18 protein-coding genes and 2 tRNA genes are annotated in these 21,133 nt (G+C 62.4%); 14 read left to right on the top strand and 6 right to left on the bottom strand.

Annotated elements, in window-relative coordinates:
* Nucleotides 1–68 precede the first annotated feature (68 nt).
* A complete protein-coding gene (locus DBV08_RS01595; RefSeq protein WP_095969202.1) occupies nucleotides 69–896 on the top strand; it encodes a DoxX family protein in 828 nt (275 codons plus the stop codon).
* Nucleotides 897–957: 61 nt separating this feature from the next.
* Here DBV08_RS01595 and DBV08_RS01590 read toward each other — a convergent pair whose 3' ends face one another.
* The 3 genes from DBV08_RS01590 to DBV08_RS01580 form a co-directional block, all read right to left on the bottom strand.
* A complete protein-coding gene (locus DBV08_RS01590) occupies nucleotides 958–2,493 on the bottom strand; it encodes an amino acid permease (protein WP_058038609.1) in 1,536 nt (511 codons plus the stop codon).
* 622 nt (nucleotides 2,494–3,115) lie between these two features.
* Entirely contained in the window at nucleotides 3,116–4,957 is a 1,842-nt protein-coding gene (gene ilvD / locus DBV08_RS01585; protein ID WP_095969203.1) for a dihydroxy-acid dehydratase, read from the bottom strand.
* Nucleotides 4,958–5,029: 72 nt separating this feature from the next.
* Nucleotides 5,030–5,560, bottom strand: a complete 531-nt coding sequence (locus DBV08_RS01580) for a PH domain-containing protein (protein ID WP_124566569.1) — start codon at nucleotides 5,558–5,560, stop codon at nucleotides 5,030–5,032.
* Between the two features lie 266 nt (nucleotides 5,561–5,826).
* On the opposite strand from DBV08_RS01580, the gene DBV08_RS01575 reads away from it, so the two are divergent.
* From DBV08_RS01575 to DBV08_RS01530, 10 genes are all read left to right on the top strand, one after another.
* Nucleotides 5,827–7,767, top strand: a complete 1,941-nt coding sequence (locus DBV08_RS01575) for an acetolactate synthase large subunit (protein ID WP_030535411.1) — start codon at nucleotides 5,827–5,829, stop codon at nucleotides 7,765–7,767.
* Nucleotides 7,764–8,267, top strand: coding sequence for an acetolactate synthase small subunit (gene ilvN, locus DBV08_RS01570; protein ID WP_003944718.1), 504 nt, complete (start codon nucleotides 7,764–7,766; stop codon nucleotides 8,265–8,267). The genes DBV08_RS01575 and ilvN overlap by 4 nt, the downstream gene beginning before the upstream one ends.
* Nucleotides 8,268–8,320: 53 nt before the next feature.
* Nucleotides 8,321–9,322 (top strand): ketol-acid reductoisomerase, encoded by a 1,002-nt coding sequence (gene ilvC / locus DBV08_RS01565; RefSeq protein ID WP_172436500.1) that lies wholly within the window; start codon nucleotides 8,321–8,323, stop codon nucleotides 9,320–9,322.
* A 250-nt stretch (nucleotides 9,323–9,572) separates the two neighbouring features.
* Nucleotides 9,573–11,165 carry a phosphoglycerate dehydrogenase gene (gene serA / locus DBV08_RS01560; RefSeq protein WP_124566328.1) on the top strand — a complete coding sequence of 531 codons (1,593 nt, stop codon included), beginning with the start codon at nucleotides 9,573–9,575 and terminating at the stop codon, nucleotides 11,163–11,165.
* Nucleotides 11,166–11,239: 74 nt separating this feature from the next.
* Nucleotides 11,240–12,253: a 3-isopropylmalate dehydrogenase gene (locus DBV08_RS01555; RefSeq protein ID WP_095969205.1), complete on the top strand. Its 1,014-nt coding sequence runs from the start codon at nucleotides 11,240–11,242 to the stop codon at nucleotides 12,251–12,253.
* Between the two features lie 84 nt (nucleotides 12,254–12,337).
* Nucleotides 12,338–13,111: a fumarylacetoacetate hydrolase family protein gene (locus tag DBV08_RS01550; RefSeq protein WP_095969206.1), complete on the top strand. Its 774-nt coding sequence runs from the start codon at nucleotides 12,338–12,340 to the stop codon at nucleotides 13,109–13,111.
* Nucleotides 13,112–13,501: 390 nt separating this feature from the next.
* Nucleotides 13,502–14,662: an alkane 1-monooxygenase gene (locus tag DBV08_RS01545; RefSeq protein ID WP_095969207.1), complete on the top strand. Its 1,161-nt coding sequence runs from the start codon at nucleotides 13,502–13,504 to the stop codon at nucleotides 14,660–14,662.
* Between the two features lie 72 nt (nucleotides 14,663–14,734).
* Complete coding sequence (gene gltX / locus DBV08_RS01540; RefSeq protein WP_095969208.1) at nucleotides 14,735–16,210, top strand: glutamate--tRNA ligase; 1,476 nt, start codon at nucleotides 14,735–14,737, stop codon at nucleotides 16,208–16,210.
* 156 nt (nucleotides 16,211–16,366) lie between these two features.
* Nucleotides 16,367–16,438, top strand: a tRNA-Gln gene (locus DBV08_RS01535).
* 95 nt (nucleotides 16,439–16,533) lie between these two features.
* Nucleotides 16,534–16,606: transfer RNA gene (locus DBV08_RS01530), tRNA-Glu, on the top strand.
* A 139-nt stretch (nucleotides 16,607–16,745) separates the two neighbouring features.
* Here DBV08_RS01530 and DBV08_RS01525 read toward each other — a convergent pair.
* The 3 genes from DBV08_RS01525 to DBV08_RS01515 form a co-directional block, all read right to left on the bottom strand.
* Entirely contained in the window at nucleotides 16,746–16,943 is a 198-nt protein-coding gene (locus DBV08_RS01525) for a DUF5302 domain-containing protein (protein ID WP_095969209.1), read from the bottom strand.
* A gap of 90 nt (nucleotides 16,944–17,033) precedes the next feature.
* Nucleotides 17,034–17,531 (bottom strand): pyridoxamine 5'-phosphate oxidase family protein, encoded by a 498-nt coding sequence (locus DBV08_RS01520; RefSeq protein WP_124566327.1) that lies wholly within the window; start codon nucleotides 17,529–17,531, stop codon nucleotides 17,034–17,036.
* Nucleotides 17,532–17,586: 55 nt separating this feature from the next.
* Entirely contained in the window at nucleotides 17,587–18,288 is a 702-nt protein-coding gene (locus DBV08_RS01515) for an IclR family transcriptional regulator (protein WP_007729342.1), read from the bottom strand.
* A 220-nt stretch (nucleotides 18,289–18,508) separates the two neighbouring features.
* On the opposite strand from DBV08_RS01515, the gene leuC reads away from it, so the two are divergent.
* From leuC to DBV08_RS01500, 3 genes are all read left to right on the top strand, one after another.
* On the top strand, nucleotides 18,509–19,930 hold the full coding sequence (gene leuC / locus DBV08_RS01510; RefSeq protein WP_124566326.1) for a 3-isopropylmalate dehydratase large subunit: 1,422 nt from the start codon (nucleotides 18,509–18,511) through the stop codon (nucleotides 19,928–19,930).
* 28 nt (nucleotides 19,931–19,958) lie between these two features.
* Complete coding sequence (gene leuD / locus DBV08_RS01505; RefSeq protein WP_124566325.1) at nucleotides 19,959–20,567, top strand: 3-isopropylmalate dehydratase small subunit; 609 nt, start codon at nucleotides 19,959–19,961, stop codon at nucleotides 20,565–20,567.
* Between the two features lie 157 nt (nucleotides 20,568–20,724).
* Nucleotides 20,725–21,133: HU family DNA-binding protein (locus DBV08_RS01500; protein WP_148090780.1), on the top strand; the 409-nt coding region annotated here is incomplete at its 3' end.

Below are 21,133 nucleotides of genomic sequence, written 5' to 3'. Positions count from 1 at the left end.
CGGCAGATGCCGCCACGCCGGACCAAGGTTCCCCGTCGAGTTCGTGAATCGGTCATAGGCTCACCTACGTGACTGACGAGCGAAAAGATCCCAGCGAGTTGTCGGATGCGGACAAGCCGACGGGCAATGTGTCCAGTCCGTATGATTCGCCCACCGAACAATTTCCGACGGTGAGCGCCAAGAATCCGTTGCCGCGAACCGACGACGATCTCGATTTCGGTTCCACGAACGCCAATTCCCTGACCGAGCAGATACCGACGTACCGAGCACCGGGTGCGGATCAGCCGACAGTAGCTCTCGAGCGCGAGACGGCGTACGACGCTCCGATCGCTGCCGTTCCCACCGCCGAAGCGGTGGCAGGTACCACCGAGACTCCGCGGGGCCGAGGCACTCTCGATCTCGGCCTGCTTGCACTGCGGTTGGCCGTCGGCGGAACCGCGCTGGTGCACGGTCTGCAGAAGTTGACCGGTATCTGGAACGGGCCGGGTCTCGGCGGGTTCGAGACGATGCTGGCCGACGCTGGGTTCCAGCAGGCGAAATGGATGGCGATACTGGGTGCCGTCGGTGAGGTCGCCGGTGGTGCGCTCCTCATCCTCGGGTTGCTGACTCCCGTTGCGGCGGCGTCGGTTCTTGCGGTGATGATCAACGCGTGGGCGCTGCGTCAGGCCAGTGCCCCCGGCCTCGAGTACTTTGCCCCTGACGGCACCGAATACGAGATGCTGCTCGGAATCTGTGCGGGCGTCATCATTTTGACGGGCCCGGGTCGGATTGCGCTCGACGGTCGTCGTGGCTGGGCAACCCGCCCGTTTGTCGGATCGCTCGTGGTCTTGATCCTCGGTATCGCTGCCGGCGTCTGCACCTGGATCTTCCTGAACGGTGCCAATCCGCTCATCTGAAACTCGCGCCGTCGAACAAACGAACCGCCGCTCTNNAGAGCGGCGGTTCGTTTGTGAAGGATCAGTCCTTGACGAGTACCGGGTCGGCGTTCGCGGACGGGATGGCTGTTCCGTCCTTGAGCTTGCGACCGAGGACCGACTTGCGGTGACCGTAGGCGAAGTAGACGACAACACCGATGGCCATCCAGACGAGGAACCGGATCCAGGTCTCGACCGAGAGGTTGAGCATCAGCCAACCGCAGGCGAGCACGGCGACGATCGGAACGAACGGCACCAGTGGGACGCGGAATCCGCGCGGCAGGTCGGGGCGGGTGCGGCGCAGGACGATGACGCCGACACAAACCAGGACGAAAGCGAACAGCGTTCCGATGTTGACCATCTCTTCGAGTGTGCCCATCGGGAAGAAGGCTGCCAGGACGGCGACGATGCCACCGACGATCAACGTGATGCGCATCGGGATGCCCTTGGCGTTGGTCTTGGCCAGGCTGCGCGGCATGAGGCCGTCACGGGACATCGCGAAGAGGACGCGGGTCTGGCCGAGCATCATGACCATGACAACTGTTGTGAGGCCGGCCAGGCCACCGAAGTTGATGGCGGTTTGTGCCCAACCGATTCCGTTGGCCTCGAATGCGGTTGCGAGGGTGGCGCTGGAATCGCCGACGAGAGGACTGCCGTCCTTGAGCTCGGTGTACTTGACCATGCCGGTGAGGACGAGTGTGACGGCAACGTAGAGAACGGTGACGATGGCGAGCGAGCCGAAGATTCCGCGCGGCAACGACTTCTGCGGGTTCTTGGTTTCCTCGGCCGTGGTGGCGACGACGTCGAAGCCGATGAAGGCAAAGAACACGAGGCTGGCTGCTGCGAGCAATCCGTAAGCGCCGTAGCTACTTCCGCCTGCACCGGTCAGCCAGGAGAACAAGGTCTGATGGATTCCGCTTGCAGAGCTCTCGGTTCCTTCGGACGGCGGGATGAAGGGGGAGTAGTTCTCCTTCTTGATGTAGAACGCGCCCACGACGATGACGAGCAGAACTACTGCGATCTTGATCGCGGTGATGATTGCGGAGACTCGCGAGGAAACCTTGGTGCCGATCGCGAGGATCAGAGTGATCGCGCCGATGATGAGCAGGGCGCCCCAGTCGAAGCTGATCGAACCGATGTGGGCGGTGGTGCTGCCGCTGGCCCCGATGACATTGCCGAGGTAGAGCGACCAACCCTTGCCGACGACTGCGGAGGCGAGAGCGAACTCGAGGATGAGGTCCCAGCCGATGATCCAGGCGGCGAACTCACCGAACGTCGCGTAGGAGAACGTGTATGCGCTGCCTGCGACGGGAACGGTGGAGGCGAACTCCGCGTAACACAGCGCGGCAAGGCCACAGGCGATCGCAGCGAGAACGAATGCCAGTGAAATCGAGGGTCCTGCGACATTGCCTGCGGTTCGAGCAGTCAGCGTGAAGATGCCTGCGCCGATGACGACGGCGACTCCGAATACCGTGAGGTCCTTCGCGGTCAGTTCCTTCTTGAGCTTTGTCTCAGGCTCGTCGGTGTCCGCGATCGATTGCTCGACGGATTTGGTGCGCCATATGCCGACTCCGGGCATGTATTGCTCCTTGGTTGTTTCCCGTCGACCTTGTGGGTGACGGGCGGTGGCTGACTGTCGTCGTTGTGATGTGCGTCTCAGCGACCTGATGAGGGAACCACTGGTGAGCGCTGTGTGCAAGTCAGGTCGCTCGAACTGACCGAAATGATCACCTGACTGAAAGTCATCCCCCCTCATGTATCTGAATTGATCAGCTGGTGTCTGGAACCCTACGTCCAAGTGAATTCGCTCACGAGCCGGACGCGCGATTCGGTCTGAAATGTCTGATAGCTCATATCGTTCCGTTGGTGCTCCGCGTGTCGCCCGGTTATTCGGTACCTGTCGGTCGGTCTTGCTGTCGACGAGTTGCATCAACCCATCCCGTTTTGGAAGTGCGGTGCGGCTTCTGCAAACTGTTCACCCGTATCGGGGCGACAGGCGGGATGGGGAATCCGACTCTGTCGATCCTCTGCAGTCGCCCGTTGGCGAGCATCTCGTGGAGCTGAGTTGGTTGCCGCACGTCCGACTGCCCGAAAACCTTGTGCGGCTGTCACATCGGCTACGCGCATCTCGAGCCGCGCGCTGACAGAAAAGATCCCCGGCCGAAAAACGGCCGGGGATCTTTTTCGATTCGTGGCAAAACTTACGGAACGTAGCGAACCGCGCCCTTGTCGGCGGACGTTGCCAGAGCGGCGTAGGCGCGCAGTGCTGTCGTCACGGTGCGCTGACGATCGACCGGCTGCCACGGGCGCTCGGAGGCGTCCATCTTGGCACGTCGCTCGGCGAGGACGTCGTCGTCGACAAGGATCTCGAGCGTGCGCGAGGCGACGTCGATGCGAACCTGATCGCCGTTCTGGACGAGTCCGATGACTCCGCCTGCGGCAGCCTCGGGGGAGATGTGGCCGATGGACAGCCCGGAAGTTCCGCCCGAGAAACGACCGTCGGTGATCAGTGCGCATTCCTTACCGAGGCCTGCGCCCTTGAGGAAGGCAGTGGGGTGCAGCATTTCCTGCATGCCGGGGCCGCCCTTGGGGCCTTCGTAACGCACGACGAGAACGTCGCCGGCCTTGATCTTCTTCTGCAAGATGACCGAGACGGCTTCTTCTTGGGATTCGACGACGAGCGCCGGGCCCTGGAAGGTGAACAGTTCCTCGTCGATGCCGGCCGTCTTGAGGATTGCGCCGTCGAGTGCGATGTTGCCGCGCAGGACAACCAGGCCGCCTTCCACGGTGTAGGCGTTCTCGACGTCGCGGATGCAGCCGCCGGCCGCATCGGTGTCGAGGGCGGACCAACGGTTGTCCGTGGAGAACGGTTCGATGGTGCGTACGCCGCCGGGAGCCGCGTGGAAAAGTTCGATCGCCTCGTCGGTTGCCTTGCCGGAGCGGATGTCCCAGTCGTCGAGCCACTGGTCGAAGCTCTTGGTATGGACGGTGGACACATCGGTTTCGAGGAGTCCGCCGCGGCGAAGCTCACCGAGCAGCGCGGGGATTCCGCCGGCACGGTGGACGTCCTCCATGTGGTAATCCGAGTTGGGGGAGACCTTGGACAGGCACGGCACCTTGCGGCTGATCGCGTCGATGGTGTCGAGGTCGAAGTCGACCTCGCCCTCCTGTGCCGCAGCCAGCGTGTGCAGGACGGTGTTGGTGGAACCGCCCATGGCGACGTCGAGAGCCATTGCGTTGCGGAACGCTGCCGGTGTCGCGATGTTGCGCGGCAGCACCGACTCGTCGCCGTCGCGGTAGTACTTGAGTGCAGCCTCGACCACGGTGGTGCCCGCACGAGAGAAGAGTGCGTGACGAGCCTTGTGAGTTGCCAGCGTGGAGCCGTTGCCCGGCAATGCGAGGCCGAGGGCTTCGGTCAGGCAGTTCATGGAGTTGGCGGTGAACATGCCCGAGCACGAGCCGCACGTCGGGCACGCGCTGCGCTCGACCTCGTCGAGGCCTTCGTCGGACACGGCATCGTTGGCAGAGGCGGAGATCGCGGTGATGAGGTCGGTGGGGGCTTGGGCCACGCCGCCGACGACCACTGCCTTACCGGCCTCCATCGGACCACCGGAGACGAAGACAGTCGGGATGTTCAGACGCATCGCGGCGTTGAGCATGCCGGGAGTGATCTTGTCGCAGTTCGAGATACACACCAGTGCGTCGGCCGTGTGGGCGTTTGCCATGTACTCGACCGAGTCGGCGATGATCTCGCGGCTCGGGAGCGAGTAGAGCATTCCGCCGTGGCCCATTGCGATGCCGTCGTCGACTGCGATGGTGTGGAACTCACGAGCGACGCCGCCGGCCGCGCTGATGGCCTCGGCAACGATCTCGCCCACGTTCTTGAGATGCACGTGGCCGGGTACGAACTGGGTGTACGAGTTCGCTACGGCAACGATCGGCTTACCGAAGTCGGAATCCGTCATTCCTGTGGCGCGCCACAGGGATCGGGCTCCGGCAGCATTACGTCCGATGGTGGTGGTGCGTGACCTCAACGGGGGCATGGGCGTGTTCCTTATGTGATCGTTGCTGGTCCACTCAAATAGAAGCGAGGGCCTTTCAACGCTACTCGCGTGCTACTGGCGCTTCTCTTCGGGCTGGATCGAACCGTTGTCGGCGTTGTCGGACTCGACCCCGGATTCTGCTTCCGATTCTGCCGCTGCTTCTTCTTCGGCTTCCTTGGCGGCGAAGGCTTCTGCCGCCGATGCGTAGGGATCGGTGATGCGGCCGCCGCTGGCGATCGCGATCTCGGGGAGTCTGACGAAGCTGACCGCAGGCAGGGTCACCTCGGTTCCGTCGGTGAGTTCCGCGCGCGCCCAGCTGCGCTTCGGGAAGCGGAAACCCTTGACGTCGTCCCAGGCGAGGGTGCGCTTGGAGAATGTCGAGCGGACCTCGAGGCCGTCGGGGCTGACGGTGGTGCGCAGTCGCGCGACGAGATAGACGGCGATGATCGGAAGGATCAGCAACCAGCTGAAGGCGACGGGCCACCCGAAGATCGGGAAGCTGACCGCGAACAGAAGGAATGCGCACGCCATGTAAGCGAGCTGCGAAATGCGGATGACGTGCCGAAGTGGTTTCGGCGTGTGGGATGATTGAGCCGGTGGCACGGGCTGCTGCGAAGTTGACACCTCTACATCTTCGCATTGCAGCCGATGTATCTCAGATTCTGGGACGGTCGACTCACCAAGTTTGCCGTTCGCGACTAGCGCCTCTACTGTCGAGTGCGTGAAACAGAATGAGTTGCTCGTAATCGGCCGGCGCGTCGTCGCCTGAGTCGATTTTTCAACTCACCAGATAACGACGCGCCACCCTCGCTCAGCAGATGCTGACGGGGGTTTTTTGTTGCCCGGAGCCAGAATCAGAGGATTTCCCAGTGAGCGCACCAACAGCACGGCCTCAACCCACGCCGCGCAAGTCAGGGACACCGAGCCCGACAACCGCGGCTGCCGCAACCCAGACGGCCAACCGTCGCCAGCTCCCGCCTGAGCGGGTAACCGGCGCCCAGTCTGTGGTTCGCGCCCTCGAAGAGCTCGAGGTCGACACGGTATTCGGCATTCCCGGCGGTGCCGTGCTCCCGGTCTACGACCCACTCTTCGATTCGGTCAAGGTTCGCCACGTGCTCGTGCGCCACGAGCAGGGTGCAGGCCACGCTGCCACCGGCTACGCCCAGGCGACCGGCAAGGTCGGCGTGTGCATGGCTACCTCGGGTCCCGGTGCGACCAATCTGGTCACGCCACTGGCCGACGCGCAGATGGACTCCGTTCCGATCGTCGCGATCACCGGACAGGTGGCGCGCTCGCTGATCGGTACCGACGGCTTCCAGGAAGCCGACATCTCAGGCATCACGATGCCGGTCACCAAGCACAACTTCCTGATCACCGACGCGATCGACATCCCGCGCATCATGGCCGAGGCCTTCTACCTCGCGGCCAGTGGTCGCCCCGGCGCCGTCCTGGTCGATATCCCCAAGGACATCCTGCAGTCGCAGACCACGTTCTCGTGGCCGCCGGAGATGCGTCTGCCGGGCTACCGCCCGGTCACCAAGCCGCACGGCAAGCAGGTTCGCGAAGCTGCGCGTCTGATCGCCGACGCCAAGTCGCCGGTGCTGTACGTCGGTGGCGGCGTCATCAAGTCCGACTCCTCGCCGGAGTTGCTCGAATTGGCCGAGCTGACCGGTATCCCCGTCGTAACCACGCTGATGGCCCGCGGCGCGTTCCCGGACAGTCACGACCTCAACTGCGGTATGCCCGGAATGCACGGCACCGTCGCCGCAGTCGCCGCTCTGCAGCGTAGCGATCTACTGATCACCCTCGGCGCGCGTTTCGACGACCGCGTCACCGGTCAGCTGAATTCCTTCGCGCCCGACGCCAAGGTCATCCATGCCGACATCGACCCGGCCGAGATCGGCAAGAACCGCTACGCCGACGTCCCGATCGTGGGCGACTGCAAAGAGGTCATCACCGAACTCATCGAGGCGATCCGTGCCGACATGGCCACGGGCACCACGTTCGACCTCACCGAGTGGTGGGCGTACCTGAACGACATCCGTCGTACGTACCCGCTGAGCTACGACCGCCCCACCGACGGTCAGCTGAGCCCGGAGTACGTCATCCAGACCGTCGGCAAGCTCGCCGGACCGGATGCCATCTACTGCGCCGGCGTCGGTCAGCACCAGATGTGGGCCGCGCAGTTCGTCGGTTACGAGAAGCCGCGCACGTGGCTCAACTCGGGCGGACTGGGCACCATGGGGTACGCGGTTCCCGCAGCCATGGGCGCCAAGATGGGCATGCCCGACACCGAGGTGTGGGCGATCGACGGCGACGGCTGCTTCCAGATGACCAATCAGGAACTCGCAACCTGCGCACTCGAAGGTATCCCGATCAAGGTTGCCCTCATCAACAACGGCAACCTCGGCATGGTGCGTCAGTGGCAGACACTCTTCTACGAAGAGCGCTACTCCAACACCAACCTCGGAACGCACGGCGCCATCCGCATCCCCGACTTCGTGAAGCTCGCAGAAGCATTGGGCTGCCACGGAATTCGTGTCGAGCGTGAAGAAGATGTCGAAGCTGCGATCCGTGAGGCGCAGTCCATCAACGACAAGCCTGTCGTGATCGACTTCATCGTCACCGCCGACGCACAGGTGTGGCCGATGGTCGCTGCCGGAACGAGCAACGACGAAATCATGGCGGCCCGGGGCATCCGGCCGCTGTTCGACGACGACGAGGCAGTTGCCGAGCCCGCCGTCATCCACGAAGCCATGTCACGCGAGCAAGCCGGACCCGCCGCGGGCACAGGGGAGGATCAGAAGTGAGCACCAGTCACACCCTCAGTGTTCTCGTCGAGGACAAGCCAGGCGTGCTGGCTCGCGTCTCCGCACTTTTCTCCCGCCGCGGATTCAACATCGAATCCCTCGCGGTGGGCGGAACCGAGATCCCCGAGATCTCACGAATGACCATCGTCGTCACGGTCGACGAGTTCCCTCTCGAGCAGGTGACGAAGCAGCTCAACAAGCTGATCAACGTCATCAAGATCGTCGAGCAGGACGGTGAAGCATCCGTCGCTCGCGAGCTCGTGCTCATCAAGGTGCGCGCAGATGCAAGCGTGCGCACGCAGGTCATCGAAACGGTGAACCTGTTCCGCGCCAAGGTGATCGACGTCTCCCCGGAGTCCGTCACCATCGAGGCGACCGGTACTCGGTCCAAGCTGGATGCCCTGCTGCGGATGCTTGATCCGTACGGTATCCGGGAGATCGTTCAGTCCGGGGTCGTGGCAGTCGGTCGAGGGCCGAAGTCGATCACGGCCACCCGCTAGTACTTTTAGACACGTAAAAATCCAAGGAGAGGTTGAGAACTGTGGCAGTCGAGATGTTCTACGACGACGATGCCGATCTGTCGATCATTCAGGGCCGCAAGGTTGCTGTGATCGGCTACGGAAGCCAGGGCCACGCCCATTCGCTGAGCCTGCGCGACTCGGGCGTCGATGTGCGCATCGGCCTCAAGGAGGGCTCCAAGTCCCGCGAAAAGGCACAGGAGCAGGGACTGACGGTCGGTACGCCGGCCGAGGTTTCCGAGTGGGCCGACGTCATCATGGTGCTCGCACCTGACACCGCTCAGGCGAGCATTTTCACAAACGACATCGAGCCGAACCTCAAGGACGGCGACGCGCTGTTCTTCGGTCACGGCCTGAACATTCACTTCGACCTGATCAAGGCTCCGGAGTTCGTCACCGTCGGTATGGTCGCCCCCAAGGGACCCGGCCACCTGGTGCGTCGTCAGTTCGTCGACGGCAAGGGCGTTCCCGCGCTCATCGCCATCGACCAGGATCCCAAGGGTGAAGGCCAGGCTCTCGCTCTGTCCTACGCCAAGGGCATCGGCGGAACCCGCGCAGGCGTCATCAAGACCACGTTCAAGGAAGAGACCGAGACGGACCTCTTCGGCGAGCAGGCTGTGCTGTGCGGCGGCACCGAGGAACTGGTCAAGACCGGTTTCGAGGTCATGGTCGAGGCCGGCTACGCACCCGAGATGGCGTACTTCGAGGTTCTGCACGAGCTCAAGCTCATCGTCGACCTCATGTACGAGGGTGGCATCGCCCGCATGAACTACTCGGTGTCCGACACCGCTGAGTTCGGTGGATACCTCTCCGGCCCGCGCGTCATCGACGCCGACACCAAGGAGCGCATGAAGGCGATCCTGGCCGACATCCAGTCCGGCGAGTTCACCCGTCGTCTGGTTGCCAACGTCGAGAACGGCAACACCGAGCTCGAGGGCCTGCGCAAGGCCAACGCCGAGCACCCCATCGAGGTCACCGGCAAGAAGCTGCGCGACCTGATGAGCTGGGTCGATCGTCCGATCACCGAAACCGCGTAATTCGTCGTTTCACGCTCCACGTCTCCACTGGCCTGATGTCGCGCCGGTTCAATTACGTTGAACCAGCGCGGCATTGGGCCGGAGTCGTTTTCCGGGCCGGTTGAGCCCGGATTCATATTCCATCGAGAATTTGCCCGCGAAAGTGTCCACTATGTGGTATTGCCTACCGCGTTGTGGATTCGAAGTCAGCGCGCACTAAACTATCGGTGGTTAAACCACCTTCACACCCACCTAATCAGGGAGTTTGCACGTGAGCCAGCCTGGCCGTCCCGTTGTTCTGATCGCCGACAAGCTCGCGCCGTCCACAGTCGAGGCGCTCGGTGACGGTGTGGAGGTGCGTTGGGTCGACGGACCTGACCGCCCGGCGCTGCTCGCCGCGGTACCCGAGGCCGACGCGATTCTCGTTCGTTCCGCTACCACCGTCGACGCCGAGGTTCTGGCCGCCGGCACCAAGCTGAAGATCATCGGCCGCGCCGGTGTCGGCCTGGACAACGTCGAGATCCCCGCAGCCACCGAGCGCGGCGTGATGGTCGTCAATGCACCGACCTCCAACATTCACTCCGCTGCCGAGCACGCTGTCGCGCTCCTCATGTCGACCGCTCGCCAGATTCCCGCAGCAGACAAGACCCTGCGTGAGAACACCTGGAAGCGAAGCAAGTTCAACGGTGTCGAGATCCTCGGTAAGACCGTCGGTGTCGTCGGACTCGGCCGTATCGGCCAGCTCTTCGCGCAGCGTCTCGCCGCGTTCGAGACCACCATCATCGCGTACGACCCCTACCTGCCCGCAGCGCGCGCAGCGCAGCTCGGCATCGAACTGGTCACCATCGACGAGCTCGTCGAGCGCGCCGACTTCATCTCCGTGCACCTGCCCAAGACCAAGGAAACGGCCGGCCTGATCAACGCCGAGCGTCTGGCCAAGGCCAAGGACGGCGTCATCATCGTCAACGCCGCCCGCGGTGGTCTGATCGACGAAGATGCGCTTTACGACGCACTGGTCTCCGGCAAGGTTCGCGGCGCCGGCCTCGACGTGTTCAGCACCGAGCCGTGCACCGATTCCAAGCTCTTCGAGCTCGACAACGTCGTTGTCACCCCGCACCTCGGCGCATCGACATCGGAGGCTCAGGACCGCGCAGGCATCGACGTGGCCAAGAGCGTTCTCCTCGCTCTGGCAGGCGAATTCGTTCCCGAGGCTGTCAACGTCTCCGGCGGACCCGTCGGCGAAGAAGTTGCTCCGTGGCTCGAGCTGGTCCGCAAGCTCGGTCTCCTCGCTGCAACGCTGTCGCCTGAAGCTGTCCAGACCGTGCAGGTTGTCGCCACCGGCGAGCTGTCGGCCGAAACCGTCGACATCCTCGGCCTGGCTGCACTGCGCGGCGTGTTCTCCGCCAGCAGCGACGAGGCCGTCACGTTCGTCAACGCTCCGGCACTTGCCGAGCAGCGTGGCGTGACCGTGTCGGTCGAGAAGCACTCCGAGGCACTGGCTCATCGCAGCGCGGTCGAGGTTCGTGCAGTTGCGGCTGACGGCACGGTCACGTCGGTCACGGGCGCACTCACCGGCCTGCAGCAGGTCGAGAAGATCGTCAACATCAACGGACGCAGCTTCGACCTGCGCGCCGAGGGTCACAACATCGTCGTCCACTACAGCGATCGCCCGGGCGTTCTCGGTGTGCTCGGTACCGTTCTCGGTAACGCTGGCGTCGACATCCTGGCTGCAGCACTGAGCCAGGACGCCGAAGGCGAAGGCGCAACGGTCATCCTGCGTGTCGACCGCGTCGTCGGTGACACCGAGGTCGAGGCAATCGTCTCGCAGCTCGACGCTCGCGTCGCCCAGGTCGACCTTTCCTGATTGTTTTTGCTGTGCGCCTTTATTAACCGCCCGCGGTTAATAAAGGCGCACAGTTCTACTGAGATGAGGACTCCATGAAGCTTGCGGTCATTCCGGGCGACGGAATCGGTGTCGAGGTCACAGCCGAAGCACTCAAGGTGCTCGGCAAGTTGGTTCCGGATCTGGAAACCACCGAATACGATCTCGGTGCCCGTCGCTACAACGCCACCGGCGAATTGCTCCCGGCGGACGAGCTGGACCAGATCCGTCAACACGACGCAATCCTGTTGGGCGCCATCGGTGACCCGCGGATCGTCGCGCCTGGCATCCTCGAGCGTGGTCTGCTGCTGAACATGCGTTTCCAGCTCGATCATCACGTGAATCTTCGCCCCGCTCAGCTGTATCCGGGTGCGCTGTCGCCGTTGGCGGCCCAGCCTGAGATCGACTTCGTCGTGGTTCGTGAAGGCACCGAAGGCCCGTACACCGGTAACGGTGGCGCCATCCGCGTCGGCACCGATCACGAGATCGCGACCGAGGTGTCGATCAACACCTGGTTCGGAGCCGAGCGTGTTGTTCGTTATGCATTTGCGTTGGCGCAGACACGTTCCAAGCACCTCACACTGATCCACAAGACCAACGTGCTTTCCAACGCGGGCGCGATCTGGACGCGTGCGATCGAGACCGTCGGAGCCGAGTACCCGGACGTCGAAACCGCGTACTGCCACATCGATGCTGCCACCATCTACATGGTCACCGACCCGTCGCGCTTCGACGTCATCGTCACGGACAACCTTTTCGGTGACATCATCACCGACCTCGCCGGCGCGGTGACCGGTGGAATCGGTTTGGCCGCAAGCGGAAACATCGACGCGTCGGGGGCCAACCCCTCGATGTTCGAGCCCGTTCACGGTAGTGCCCCGGACATCGCCGGCAAGGGAATCGCAGATCCCACCGCCGCGATCCTCTCGGCCGCACTGCTTCTTCGCCATCTCGGGCGCGAGGACGACGCCGCTCGGGTGGAGGCTGTGGTCGCTGCTGACCTGGCTACCCGCGGCGAAGGCCCCATCTCCACGACGGAGATCGGCGACCGGATCACCGCAGCGCTGTAAGGATTTCTTTCACGAGACTGACGCGCGTAAGCCTTTCGGCTTGCGCGCGTCAGTCGTTTCCGACACCCCGATAGACTGGCCGGCATGCGTCTTGGTCGAATTGCCAGTCCCGATGGTGTTGCGTTCGTCAGTATCGAAGGTGAAGAGGATGCCCTCGTCGCCAAGGAAATTGCGGAGCACCCGTTCGGGAACCCCACATTTACCGGCCGAAGTTGGCCGCTCGCCGATGTTCGTCTGCTGGCTCCGATTCTCGCCAGCAAGGTGATCTGCATCGGCAAGAATTATGCAGATCACATCGCGGAGATGGGCGGCGAAGCCCCCGCGGATCCCGTGATCTTCCTCAAGCCCAATACGTCCATCGTCGGCCCGGGTGCCCCGATCGTCTTGCCTCCCACCTCCAACGAGGTGCACTTCGAGGGTGAACTCGCGGTAGTCATCGGTCAACCGTGCAAGGACGTTCCGGCGGCAAAGGCGTTGAGCGTGGTTCTCGGCTACACGATCGCCAACGACGTGTCGGCACGAGATCATCAGCGTCACGACGGGCAGTGGACGCGCGCGAAGGGGCACGACACCTTCTGCCCACTCGGTCCGTGGATCGAGACCAGCCTGGATGCGTCCGACGTCGACATCAAGACCGAGGTGAACGGTCAGGTCAAGCAGGACAGCAGCACCGCATTCCTACTTCACGACATTCCGAAGATCATCGAGTGGATCTCGGCGGTGATGACCCTCCTGCCCGGCGACGTCATCCTGACCGGCACCCCCGCCGGAGTGGGCCCGATCGTCGACGGTGATTCGGTGTCGGTCACGGTCTCGGGGATCGGCACGCTCACCAACCCGGTGACCGCCAAGAAGTGATCTGACCCGGTTCTTTCAGTCATGTGACTACGGAGGCCCCATCCCAACTGGATGGGGCCTCCGTCGTGGGGTGAGTCGAGAGGTGTCTGTCGAAGAAAAGTTGCAAGATAGTAACTATCGCCGGGGGATTGATGGGGATTACCTTTCGGATCGAAGTGATCAGGCCCTGGGACTGACCTGCGAGTTTTGTGAGCCAGGCGAAGCTTCGCCACTGATCCTCCTGGCGTTATGTCTGAATTGATCAGGTTGGGAGGGTTCGCCCCTCGGTTTGCTGCCACGGCCCGTAACAGACCAAATTCCCTGAAATGTAACGCTGAGCAGTAGGGTAACCGATAACTGGATAGAAGCCGATGGGGCAATCGAGTGGATTGCGCAGAAACGTGGTGATACATGACGACCTTCGCGGAAGCCTCCCGGTCAGCGACAGGGGAAGCACGAAACGGGCAGCGGCCCGTGTGGCGAGACAAGAAGCGCTACCTGTGGCCGTTGGGTTTGCTGGTTCCTCTCAGTCCGTTCGCTGCGTGGTTCCTGGTCGACAAATTCAGCCTTGGGCTCTTCTGGGCCATCGGGGCCTGGCTCATCGTGATCGTCATTCCCCTCATCGATCTCCTGGCCGGCGAAGACGGGAACAGCCCGCCGGACGAAGCGATTCCGCATCTGCAGGAGGATCGTTTCTACCGCTGGTGCACGTATCTGTTCCTGCCCCTCCAATACGTCGGTCTCGTGTTCGTCGCCTGGTGCTGGGTGAACGCGCCGATGGCGGCGGGGGAGAAGTTCGCGCTCGCGATGACCGCCGGCGTGGTTGCCGGTGTGGGGATCAACGCGGCACATGAATTGGGGCACAAGAGCGAAAAGCTCGAGAAGTGGCTCGCGAAAGTAGCGCTGGCGCAGTCCTTCTACGGCCATTTCTACGTCGAGCACAACCATGGTCACCACGTCCGTGTTGCGACGCCGGAGGATCCTGCCAGTTCGCGATACAAGGAGAATTTCTGGTTCTTCTTGCCGCGCAGTGTCATCGGCGGCCTGCGCTCGGGATGGCGGATCGAAAGCGCTCGTCTGAAGCGTCAAGGGAGGCGGACCTGGAGTTACCGTAACAACATCCTGAACGCGTGGGCGATGAGTGTCGTGTTGTTCGGCAGTTTGATCGCAGTGTTCGGGTGGGAAATCGCACCGTGGTTGGCCGTTCAGGCTATTGCCGGTTTCACATTCCTCGAGACCGCGAACTATCTCGAGCATTACGGATTGCTTCGTGCCAAGAGGCCTGACGGCTCGTACGTTCGCTGCTCTCCTGAGGACAGTTGGAACAGCGACCACGTCGTCAGCAACCTTTTCCTCTATCAACTTCAGCGTCACAGCGACCATCACGCGAATCCGCGTCTGCGGTACCAGAGCCTGCGAAGTGCGGCCGAAGCTCCGCAACTTCCAGCGGGTTACGCGGTCATGATCGTGTGCGCCTGGGTGCCGCCGCTGTGGCGAAAGGTGATGGACAAGCGCCTACTTGCCTACTACGACGGTGACATGACGCGAATCAACGTCCTACCGGGTAGGTGATCGGGGCGTGGAGGAAGCGCTACCGGACTAACCTGTAGTACGACCATCCATCATCGCCGAGCCAAGTGAGCCATGACCAACAGCGAAGTACGCGTCCGTTTCTGCCCGTCACCCACCGGAACCCCGCACGTAGGTTTGGTGCGCACAGCCTTGTTCAACTGGGCGTTCGCACGACACCACGGCGGCACATTCGTGTTCCGTATCGAAGACACCGATGCGCAGCGCGACAGTGAAGAGTCCTACCAGGCCATCCTCGACGCCCTCCGCTGGTTGGGGCTCAACTGGGACGAGGGCCCGGAGGTCGGTGGACCGCACGCGCCGTATCGCCAGTCCGAGCGTCGTGACCTGCATCTCGACGTCGTGGCCAAGTTGCTGGCCGCGGGTGAGGCATACGAGTCCTTCTCGACAAACGAGGAAGTCGAAGCGCGGCACAAGGCTGCCGGCCGCGACCCGAAGCTCGGATACGACAACTTCGATCGCGACCTGAGCGACGAGCAGCGCGCTGCGTACGTCGCCGAGGGACGCAAGCCCGTCGTCCGACTCCGCATGCCCGATCACGATCTGACCTGGAACGACTTGGTGCGCGGCGAGACCACGTTCAAGGCCGGCACCGTTCCGGACTTCGCGCTGACTCGCGGTAACGGTATTCCGCTGTACACGTTGGTCAACCCGGTCGACGACGCGTTGATGAAGATCACCCATGTACTGCGCGGCGAAGATCTGTTGTCCTCGACTCCGCGTCAGCTCGCGTTGTACGAGGCATTGATCCGCATCGGTGTTGCCGATTTCACACCGTCGTTCGGGCACTTGCCTTTCGTGATGGGTCAGGGCAACAAGAAGCTGTCCAAGCGCGATCCCGAGTCCAACCTCTTCATCCACCGCGATCGCGGCTTCATCCCCGAGGGATTGCTGAACTACCTGGCTCTGCTCGGGTGGAGCATCGCTGACGATCACGACGTCTTCTCACTCGACGAGATGGTTGCGGCCTTCGACGTCTCCAAGGTCAACTCCAACCCCGCGCGCTTCGACCAGAAGAAGGCCGACGCGATCAATGCCGAGCACATTCGCCTGCTCGAGCCGGCCGACTTCGCGGGCCGCCTGAAGTCGTTCCTGGTGGAACACGGCCATATCGGCGCCGACGTCGACGAAGCGACGTTCACTGTTGCGGCGGACCTCGTGCAGACGCGCATCGTCGTCCTGTCCGACGCGTGGGATCTGCTGAAATTCCTGTTCGTCGACGAAGGGTCGTTTGCTCTCGATCCGGCCGCGGCGGCAAAGAACCTGAAGGAAGATGCCGGTCCGGTTCTGGACGCGTCTCTTGCGGCGCTCGATGCCACTTCGGAGTGGACGGCGGCCAGTATCGAGGAAGCACTCAAGAAGGCCCTCATCGAGGATCTGGAGCTCAAACCGCGTAAGGCCTTCGCTCCGGTTCGAGTCGCGATCACGGGCTCTCACATCAGCCCTCCGCTGTACGAGTCGATGGAATTGCTCGGTCGTGAGGTCTCGCTTGCTCGGTTGCGCGCGGGTAGGGCAGCGGTAACCGCCTAGATCGGACGGTCCTCCGGCCGAAAATGAAGCAAAAACCTCCTGTGACCATACGATTTGGTATTTGGGGCAGGGGTACTGGTAATCTTCTTTTCGGCCGGAGACGAGCCGCCGAGCACAACAGCGAAGCGGATCGGGCAAGGCTGGTGAGCAAGACCTTGGGGTATGGTGTAATTGGCAACACAGCGGTTTCTGGTACCGCCATTCTAGGTTCGAGTCCTGGTACCCCAGCGGAAATCCGGTCGATTTTGTGGCCGGACTCAGACAAGCTAAGCTTGCTGAGCATCCAAGAGCAAGACTGAATACCACGTTTAAAAGCGTGTCCTGGCCCCGTCGTCTAGCGGCCTAGGACGCCGCCCTCTCAAGGCGGTAGCGCGGGTTCGAATCCCGTCGGGGCTACAAAGGAAAGACCCTCCGATCATTGATCGGAGGGTCTTTTCGTTTGTGTGGAAATGTTTACCTGCCATGCGAAAAACGATCACCCCCAGTCGAATTCGACTGGGGGTGATCGTCATCTCACTCTGTTGTCCTCGATCGGCTATCCGCTCTTACGGCGGAACTCTCGCTTGTGATCGGCCGGGCCATGCGTGTTGTGGACCTTGGACTGTCCGTCGCGATGGTCAGTCGATTTGGCGTTCTGATGATTCTTCCGTTCGAGGGCCTCACGGAACTTTCGTTTGGTCTCCTCCGATTGGGATTCGGATTCGGACGGGGTATTGCTGTCGAGATCGCTCATATGCTCACTCCTTGTTGTTGGGCCTGTTGGTGAAACTACGCCGGCCCGAATTCGAATGCTCGTGAATTTTCGCTTCACGAATCTCGGGCTCTACGACGGTGGTGCAGTAGAACCGGAAAGTGGGATCGCGGGCATCCCGAGCTTGCGGTGATCCCACGAACGAGTTCGATCGGGAACGAACCGCACCGCGACGCGTTTGTGGAGCATTGCGTCTACGGCCGGGCGGAGATCCTCGGTGTACGGGCCGGTGTATCGCTCCCAGACGCTGACTCCCACGGCGAAGAGGGCTTCGGGATCCTCGACGATCATTCCGGTGCCCTCCATCGATACGCCTCGGAGTGTGTCGTACGTCAGACCGTCTTCGATCAGGACGGACATACGGGAGTCCCGGCGAAGATTGACCGCCTTCTGTGACTTGGCTTTGGTCTCGAACCAGATTTCGCCGTCGACTATTGCGAACCACATCGCGATCAGGTGAGGCATTCCGTCGGCGCTCAACGTCGCCATCGTTGCCGTACGGCTCTTTTCGACGAAGCTCGAAATTTCGGCCTCGGTCATTGTGATCTGACTACGCTGTTTTCCTGCCATGGTCGCGTCGTACTCCTACGTGCTCGAGGATCTGAAGACCTTACTGTGTCACGAATTACAGACGCTTGTGGAGCGCTTCGGCAGCTGCGAGAAGGTCGGCCGCCCAGCGGGCTCCCGGTCGTCGACCCATCCGATCGATGGGGCCGGAGACCGAAATCGCGGCAATGACAGCGCCTGCCGAGTCTCGGACAGGAGCCGCGACGCTGGCGACACCGGGCTCACGTTCGGCCGCGCTCTGAGCCCAGCCGCGCCGGCGAACCTCGAGGAGCACTCGTTCGCCGAACGACGCATCAGCGAGGACGGTCCGTTGGGTTTGTGGATCTGCCCATGCGAGAAGGACCTTGGCGCCGGAACCGGCATTCATCGGCAGTCGGGCTCCGACGAGCACCGTGTCACGCAGGCCGGTCGGCGGTTCCATCGACGCGACGCAGATGCGTTGGGTGCCTTCCCGGCGGTACAGCTGGACGCTTTCGCCGGTGATTTCGCGAAGGCGGGGGAGGATGAGTCCGGCCGCTGCAATGAGTGGATCATTAGCGGTGGCAGCGAGTTCGGCGAGCCCGGGCCCTGGGCACCACTGACCGTCCGAATCGCGAGTGAGGAGTCGATGGACTTCGAGACCGACGGCGAGTCTGTGGGCGGTCGCGCGCGGCAAACCGGTTCGTGCACAGAGTTCGGTGAGGCTGCACGGTTCCTCAGCCACTGCATGAAGCACGCCCATTGCTTTGTCCAGGACGCCGATGCCGCTATGCTGTCTCATAGGTCGATACCAGTTTCTCGCATAGTGGGATGATAGCGCATTTCCTGGTGGGCTAGCGCATTTCCTGGTGGGCTAGCGCATTTCAGGATGAGCTAGCGCATTTCCTCGGAGGTGGCGCAAGTTCCGAAAGGGACAGTCTGAATCTGCTGCGGAGGCTGGGGACCTACTTCACGCGCGGCGGGCCAGCCCGTAGTCCGCCGACGCGAGGCTACGTACAGAGGTGGAAGACATGGCACAGAAAGCACGCACTCTCGCCGAGAAGGTGTGGGACGACCACGTTGTCGTGAAAGGGGAGGGGCAGGATCCCGACCTCATCTACATCGATCTCCACCTCGTTCACGAAGTGACGAGCCCGCAGGCATTCGACGGACTTCGCTTGGCGGGTCGCCAGTTGCGCCGCCCTGACCTGACGATCGCCACCGAGGACCACAACGTCCCGACGATCGACATCGACAAGCCCATTGCCGATCCCGTGTCCAAGACTCAGGTCGACACCTTGCGCCGAAATTGTGAGGAGTTCGGAGTTCGCTTGCACCGCATGGGCGATCTCGATCAGGGCATCGTGCATGTGGTCGGACCGCAGCTCGGCCTGACTCAGCCCGGAACCACCGTGGTGTGCGGTGACAGTCATACGTCGACGCACGGCGCATTCGGTGCGCTCGCAATGGGAATCGGCACGAGCGAGGTCGAGCACGTGATGGCGACGCAGACATTGTCGTTGCGCCCCTTCAAGACCATGGCGATCACGGTCGACGGCGAGCTGCCTCCCGGTGTCACGAGTAAGGACTTGATCCTCGCCGTCATCGCCAAGATCGGCACCGGCGGCGGCCAGGGCTACGTCCTGGAGTACCGCGGTGAGGCCATTCGCAAACTGTCGATGGAAGCTCGTATGACCATCTGCAACATGTCGATCGAGGCCGGAGCCCGTGCGGGCATGATCGCACCGGACGAGACCACATACGAGTTCATCAAGGGCCGTCCGCATGCACCGTCGGGCGCAGAGTGGGACGAAGCCGTCGCCGCGTGGGAGCTGCTCAAGACCGACGAGGGTGCGGAATTCGACAACGAGGTCCACATCGACGCAAGCGCATTGACGCCTTTCGTCACCTGGGGAACCAATCCGGGACAGGGTGCGCCACTCGGTGACCGTGTGCCCGATCCCGAACTCATCGTCGACGAGAGCGAGCGTCAGGCAGCTGAGAAGGCGCTCACCTACATGGGTCTCGACGCCGGCATGCCGCTTCGGGATGTAGCTGTCGACACCGTGTTCGTCGGTTCGTGCACCAACGGACGGATCGAAGATCTGCGCGCAGTAGCCGAGGTGCTCGAAGGTCGCCATGTGGCAGAGGGCGTTCGGATGCTCATCGTTCCCGGTTCGATGCGGGTGCGTGCTCAAGCCGAAAGTGAAGGTCTCGGTGAGATCTTCACAGCGGCAGGGGCGGAATGGCGTCAGGCCGGTTGTTCGATGTGCTTGGGAATGAACCCTGACCAGCTTGCTCCCGGCGAGCGCTCGGCATCGACGTCCAACCGGAATTTCGAAGGCCGACAGGGTAAAGGCGGTCGGACCCATCTGGTTTCCCCGCTCGTCGCGGCGGCCACGGCGGTCCGCGGAACGCTCTCGGCACCGGCCGATCTGGTCTGACCCACTTACCTTCTCTAGGAGAATTTCGATGGAATCCTTTACCACGCACAAGGGTATCGGCGTCCCGCTGCGACGCTCGAATGTCGATACCGATCAGATCATCCCCGCCGTGTACCTGAAACGGGTGACGCGCACGGGATTCGAGGACGGGCTGTTTGCAGGTTGGCGTACCGACCCCAACTTCATTCTCAATCTGGCTCCGTACGACAAGGGAAGTGTCCTCGTAGCCGGCCCCGATTTCGGCACGGGCTCTTCGCGTGAGCATGCCGTGTGGGCTCTCTCGGACTTCGGATTTCGAGTCGTCATCGCTTCCCGGTTCGCCGACATCTTCCGCGGGAACGCCGGAAAAGCCGGTCTCGTGGCGGCACAGGTCGAGCAGAGCGACGTCGAATTGCTCTGGAAGTTGCTCGAAGAGCAGCCCGGACTGGAATTGGCAGTAGATCTCGAGAATCGGACCGTGAGCGCCGGAACTACGGTGGTGCCGTTCAATATTGACGACTACACACGGTGGCGTCTGCTGGAGGGTCTCGACGACATCGGACTGACATTGCGGCAGGTAGAAGCGATTTCCGAGTTCGAAAAGTCAAGGCCTTCATGGAAACCGACTACCCTTCCAGTCCGAATTTCGCAGGGCTGAACCGAAATCCGCGACTCCGCGCGGGAAGAGAAATAGGTCACCATTTCGCAGTCACGTTGAATGAGAATTGGCGTGGCACATAGACTCTTGCCGTTATCAGGTTTACCGTGGTTCTCAGTCGGTCCGACGGTGGACCACAATTAGCGGAGGAATTTCAATGAACAAGGCAGAGCTCATCGATGTTCTGACTGAAAAGCTGGGTTCGGACAGGCGCACAGCGACCGACGCAGTGGAGCACGTCGTGGACACCATCGTCCGCGCCGTCCACCGTGGCGAGAGCGTGACCATCACCGGCTTCGGAGTCTTCGAGCAGCGTCGTCGTGCAGCACGTGTTGCACGCAACCCGCGTACGGGCGAGACCGTCAAGGTCAAGCCGACGTCGGTTCCGGCTTTCCGTCCGGGTGCGCAGTTCAAGGCTGTTATCGCTGGTGGACAGAAGCTTCCGGCCACCGGCCCGGCAGTCAAGCGTGGCGTAGCAGCACCGGCCACCAAGGCTGCAGCCAAGAAGGCTGCTGCCAAGAAGACCGCAGCCAAGAAGGCTCCGGCAAAGAAGGCTCCGGCCAAGA

The sequence above is a fragment of the Rhodococcus sp. KBW08 genome, from assembly GCF_003852455.1.
Classification (GTDB): Bacteria; Actinomycetota; Actinomycetes; order Mycobacteriales; family Mycobacteriaceae; genus Rhodococcus_F; species Rhodococcus_F baikonurensis.
This window is presented reverse-complemented; position numbering and strand designations above follow the sequence as displayed.

Excerpts from the sequence above, each read along its gene's own strand:
- DBV08_RS01590 (WP_058038609.1), bottom strand. The coding sequence starts at position 2,493 with ATGCCCGGAGTCGGCATATGGCGCACCAAATCCGTCGAGCAATCGATC.
- ilvD (WP_095969203.1), bottom strand. The coding sequence starts at position 4,957 with ATGCCCCCGTTGAGGTCACGCACCACCACCATCGGACGTAATGCTGCC.
- ilvC (WP_172436500.1), top strand. The coding sequence starts at position 8,321 with ATGTTCTACGACGACGATGCCGATCTGTCGATCATTCAGGGCCGCAAG.
- DBV08_RS01555 (WP_095969205.1), top strand. The coding sequence starts at position 11,240 with ATGAAGCTTGCGGTCATTCCGGGCGACGGAATCGGTGTCGAGGTCACA.
- DBV08_RS01550 (WP_095969206.1), top strand. The coding sequence starts at position 12,338 with ATGCGTCTTGGTCGAATTGCCAGTCCCGATGGTGTTGCGTTCGTCAGT.
- DBV08_RS01545 (WP_095969207.1), top strand. The coding sequence starts at position 13,502 with ATGACGACCTTCGCGGAAGCCTCCCGGTCAGCGACAGGGGAAGCACGA.
- gltX (WP_095969208.1), top strand. The coding sequence starts at position 14,735 with ATGACCAACAGCGAAGTACGCGTCCGTTTCTGCCCGTCACCCACCGGA.
- DBV08_RS01525 (WP_095969209.1), bottom strand. The coding sequence starts at position 16,943 with ATGAGCGATCTCGACAGCAATACCCCGTCCGAATCCGAATCCCAATCG.
- DBV08_RS01520 (WP_124566327.1), bottom strand. The coding sequence starts at position 17,531 with ATGGCAGGAAAACAGCGTAGTCAGATCACAATGACCGAGGCCGAAATT.
- DBV08_RS01515 (WP_007729342.1), bottom strand. The coding sequence starts at position 18,288 with ATGAGACAGCATAGCGGCATCGGCGTCCTGGACAAAGCAATGGGCGTG.
- leuD (WP_124566325.1), top strand. The coding sequence starts at position 19,959 with ATGGAATCCTTTACCACGCACAAGGGTATCGGCGTCCCGCTGCGACGC.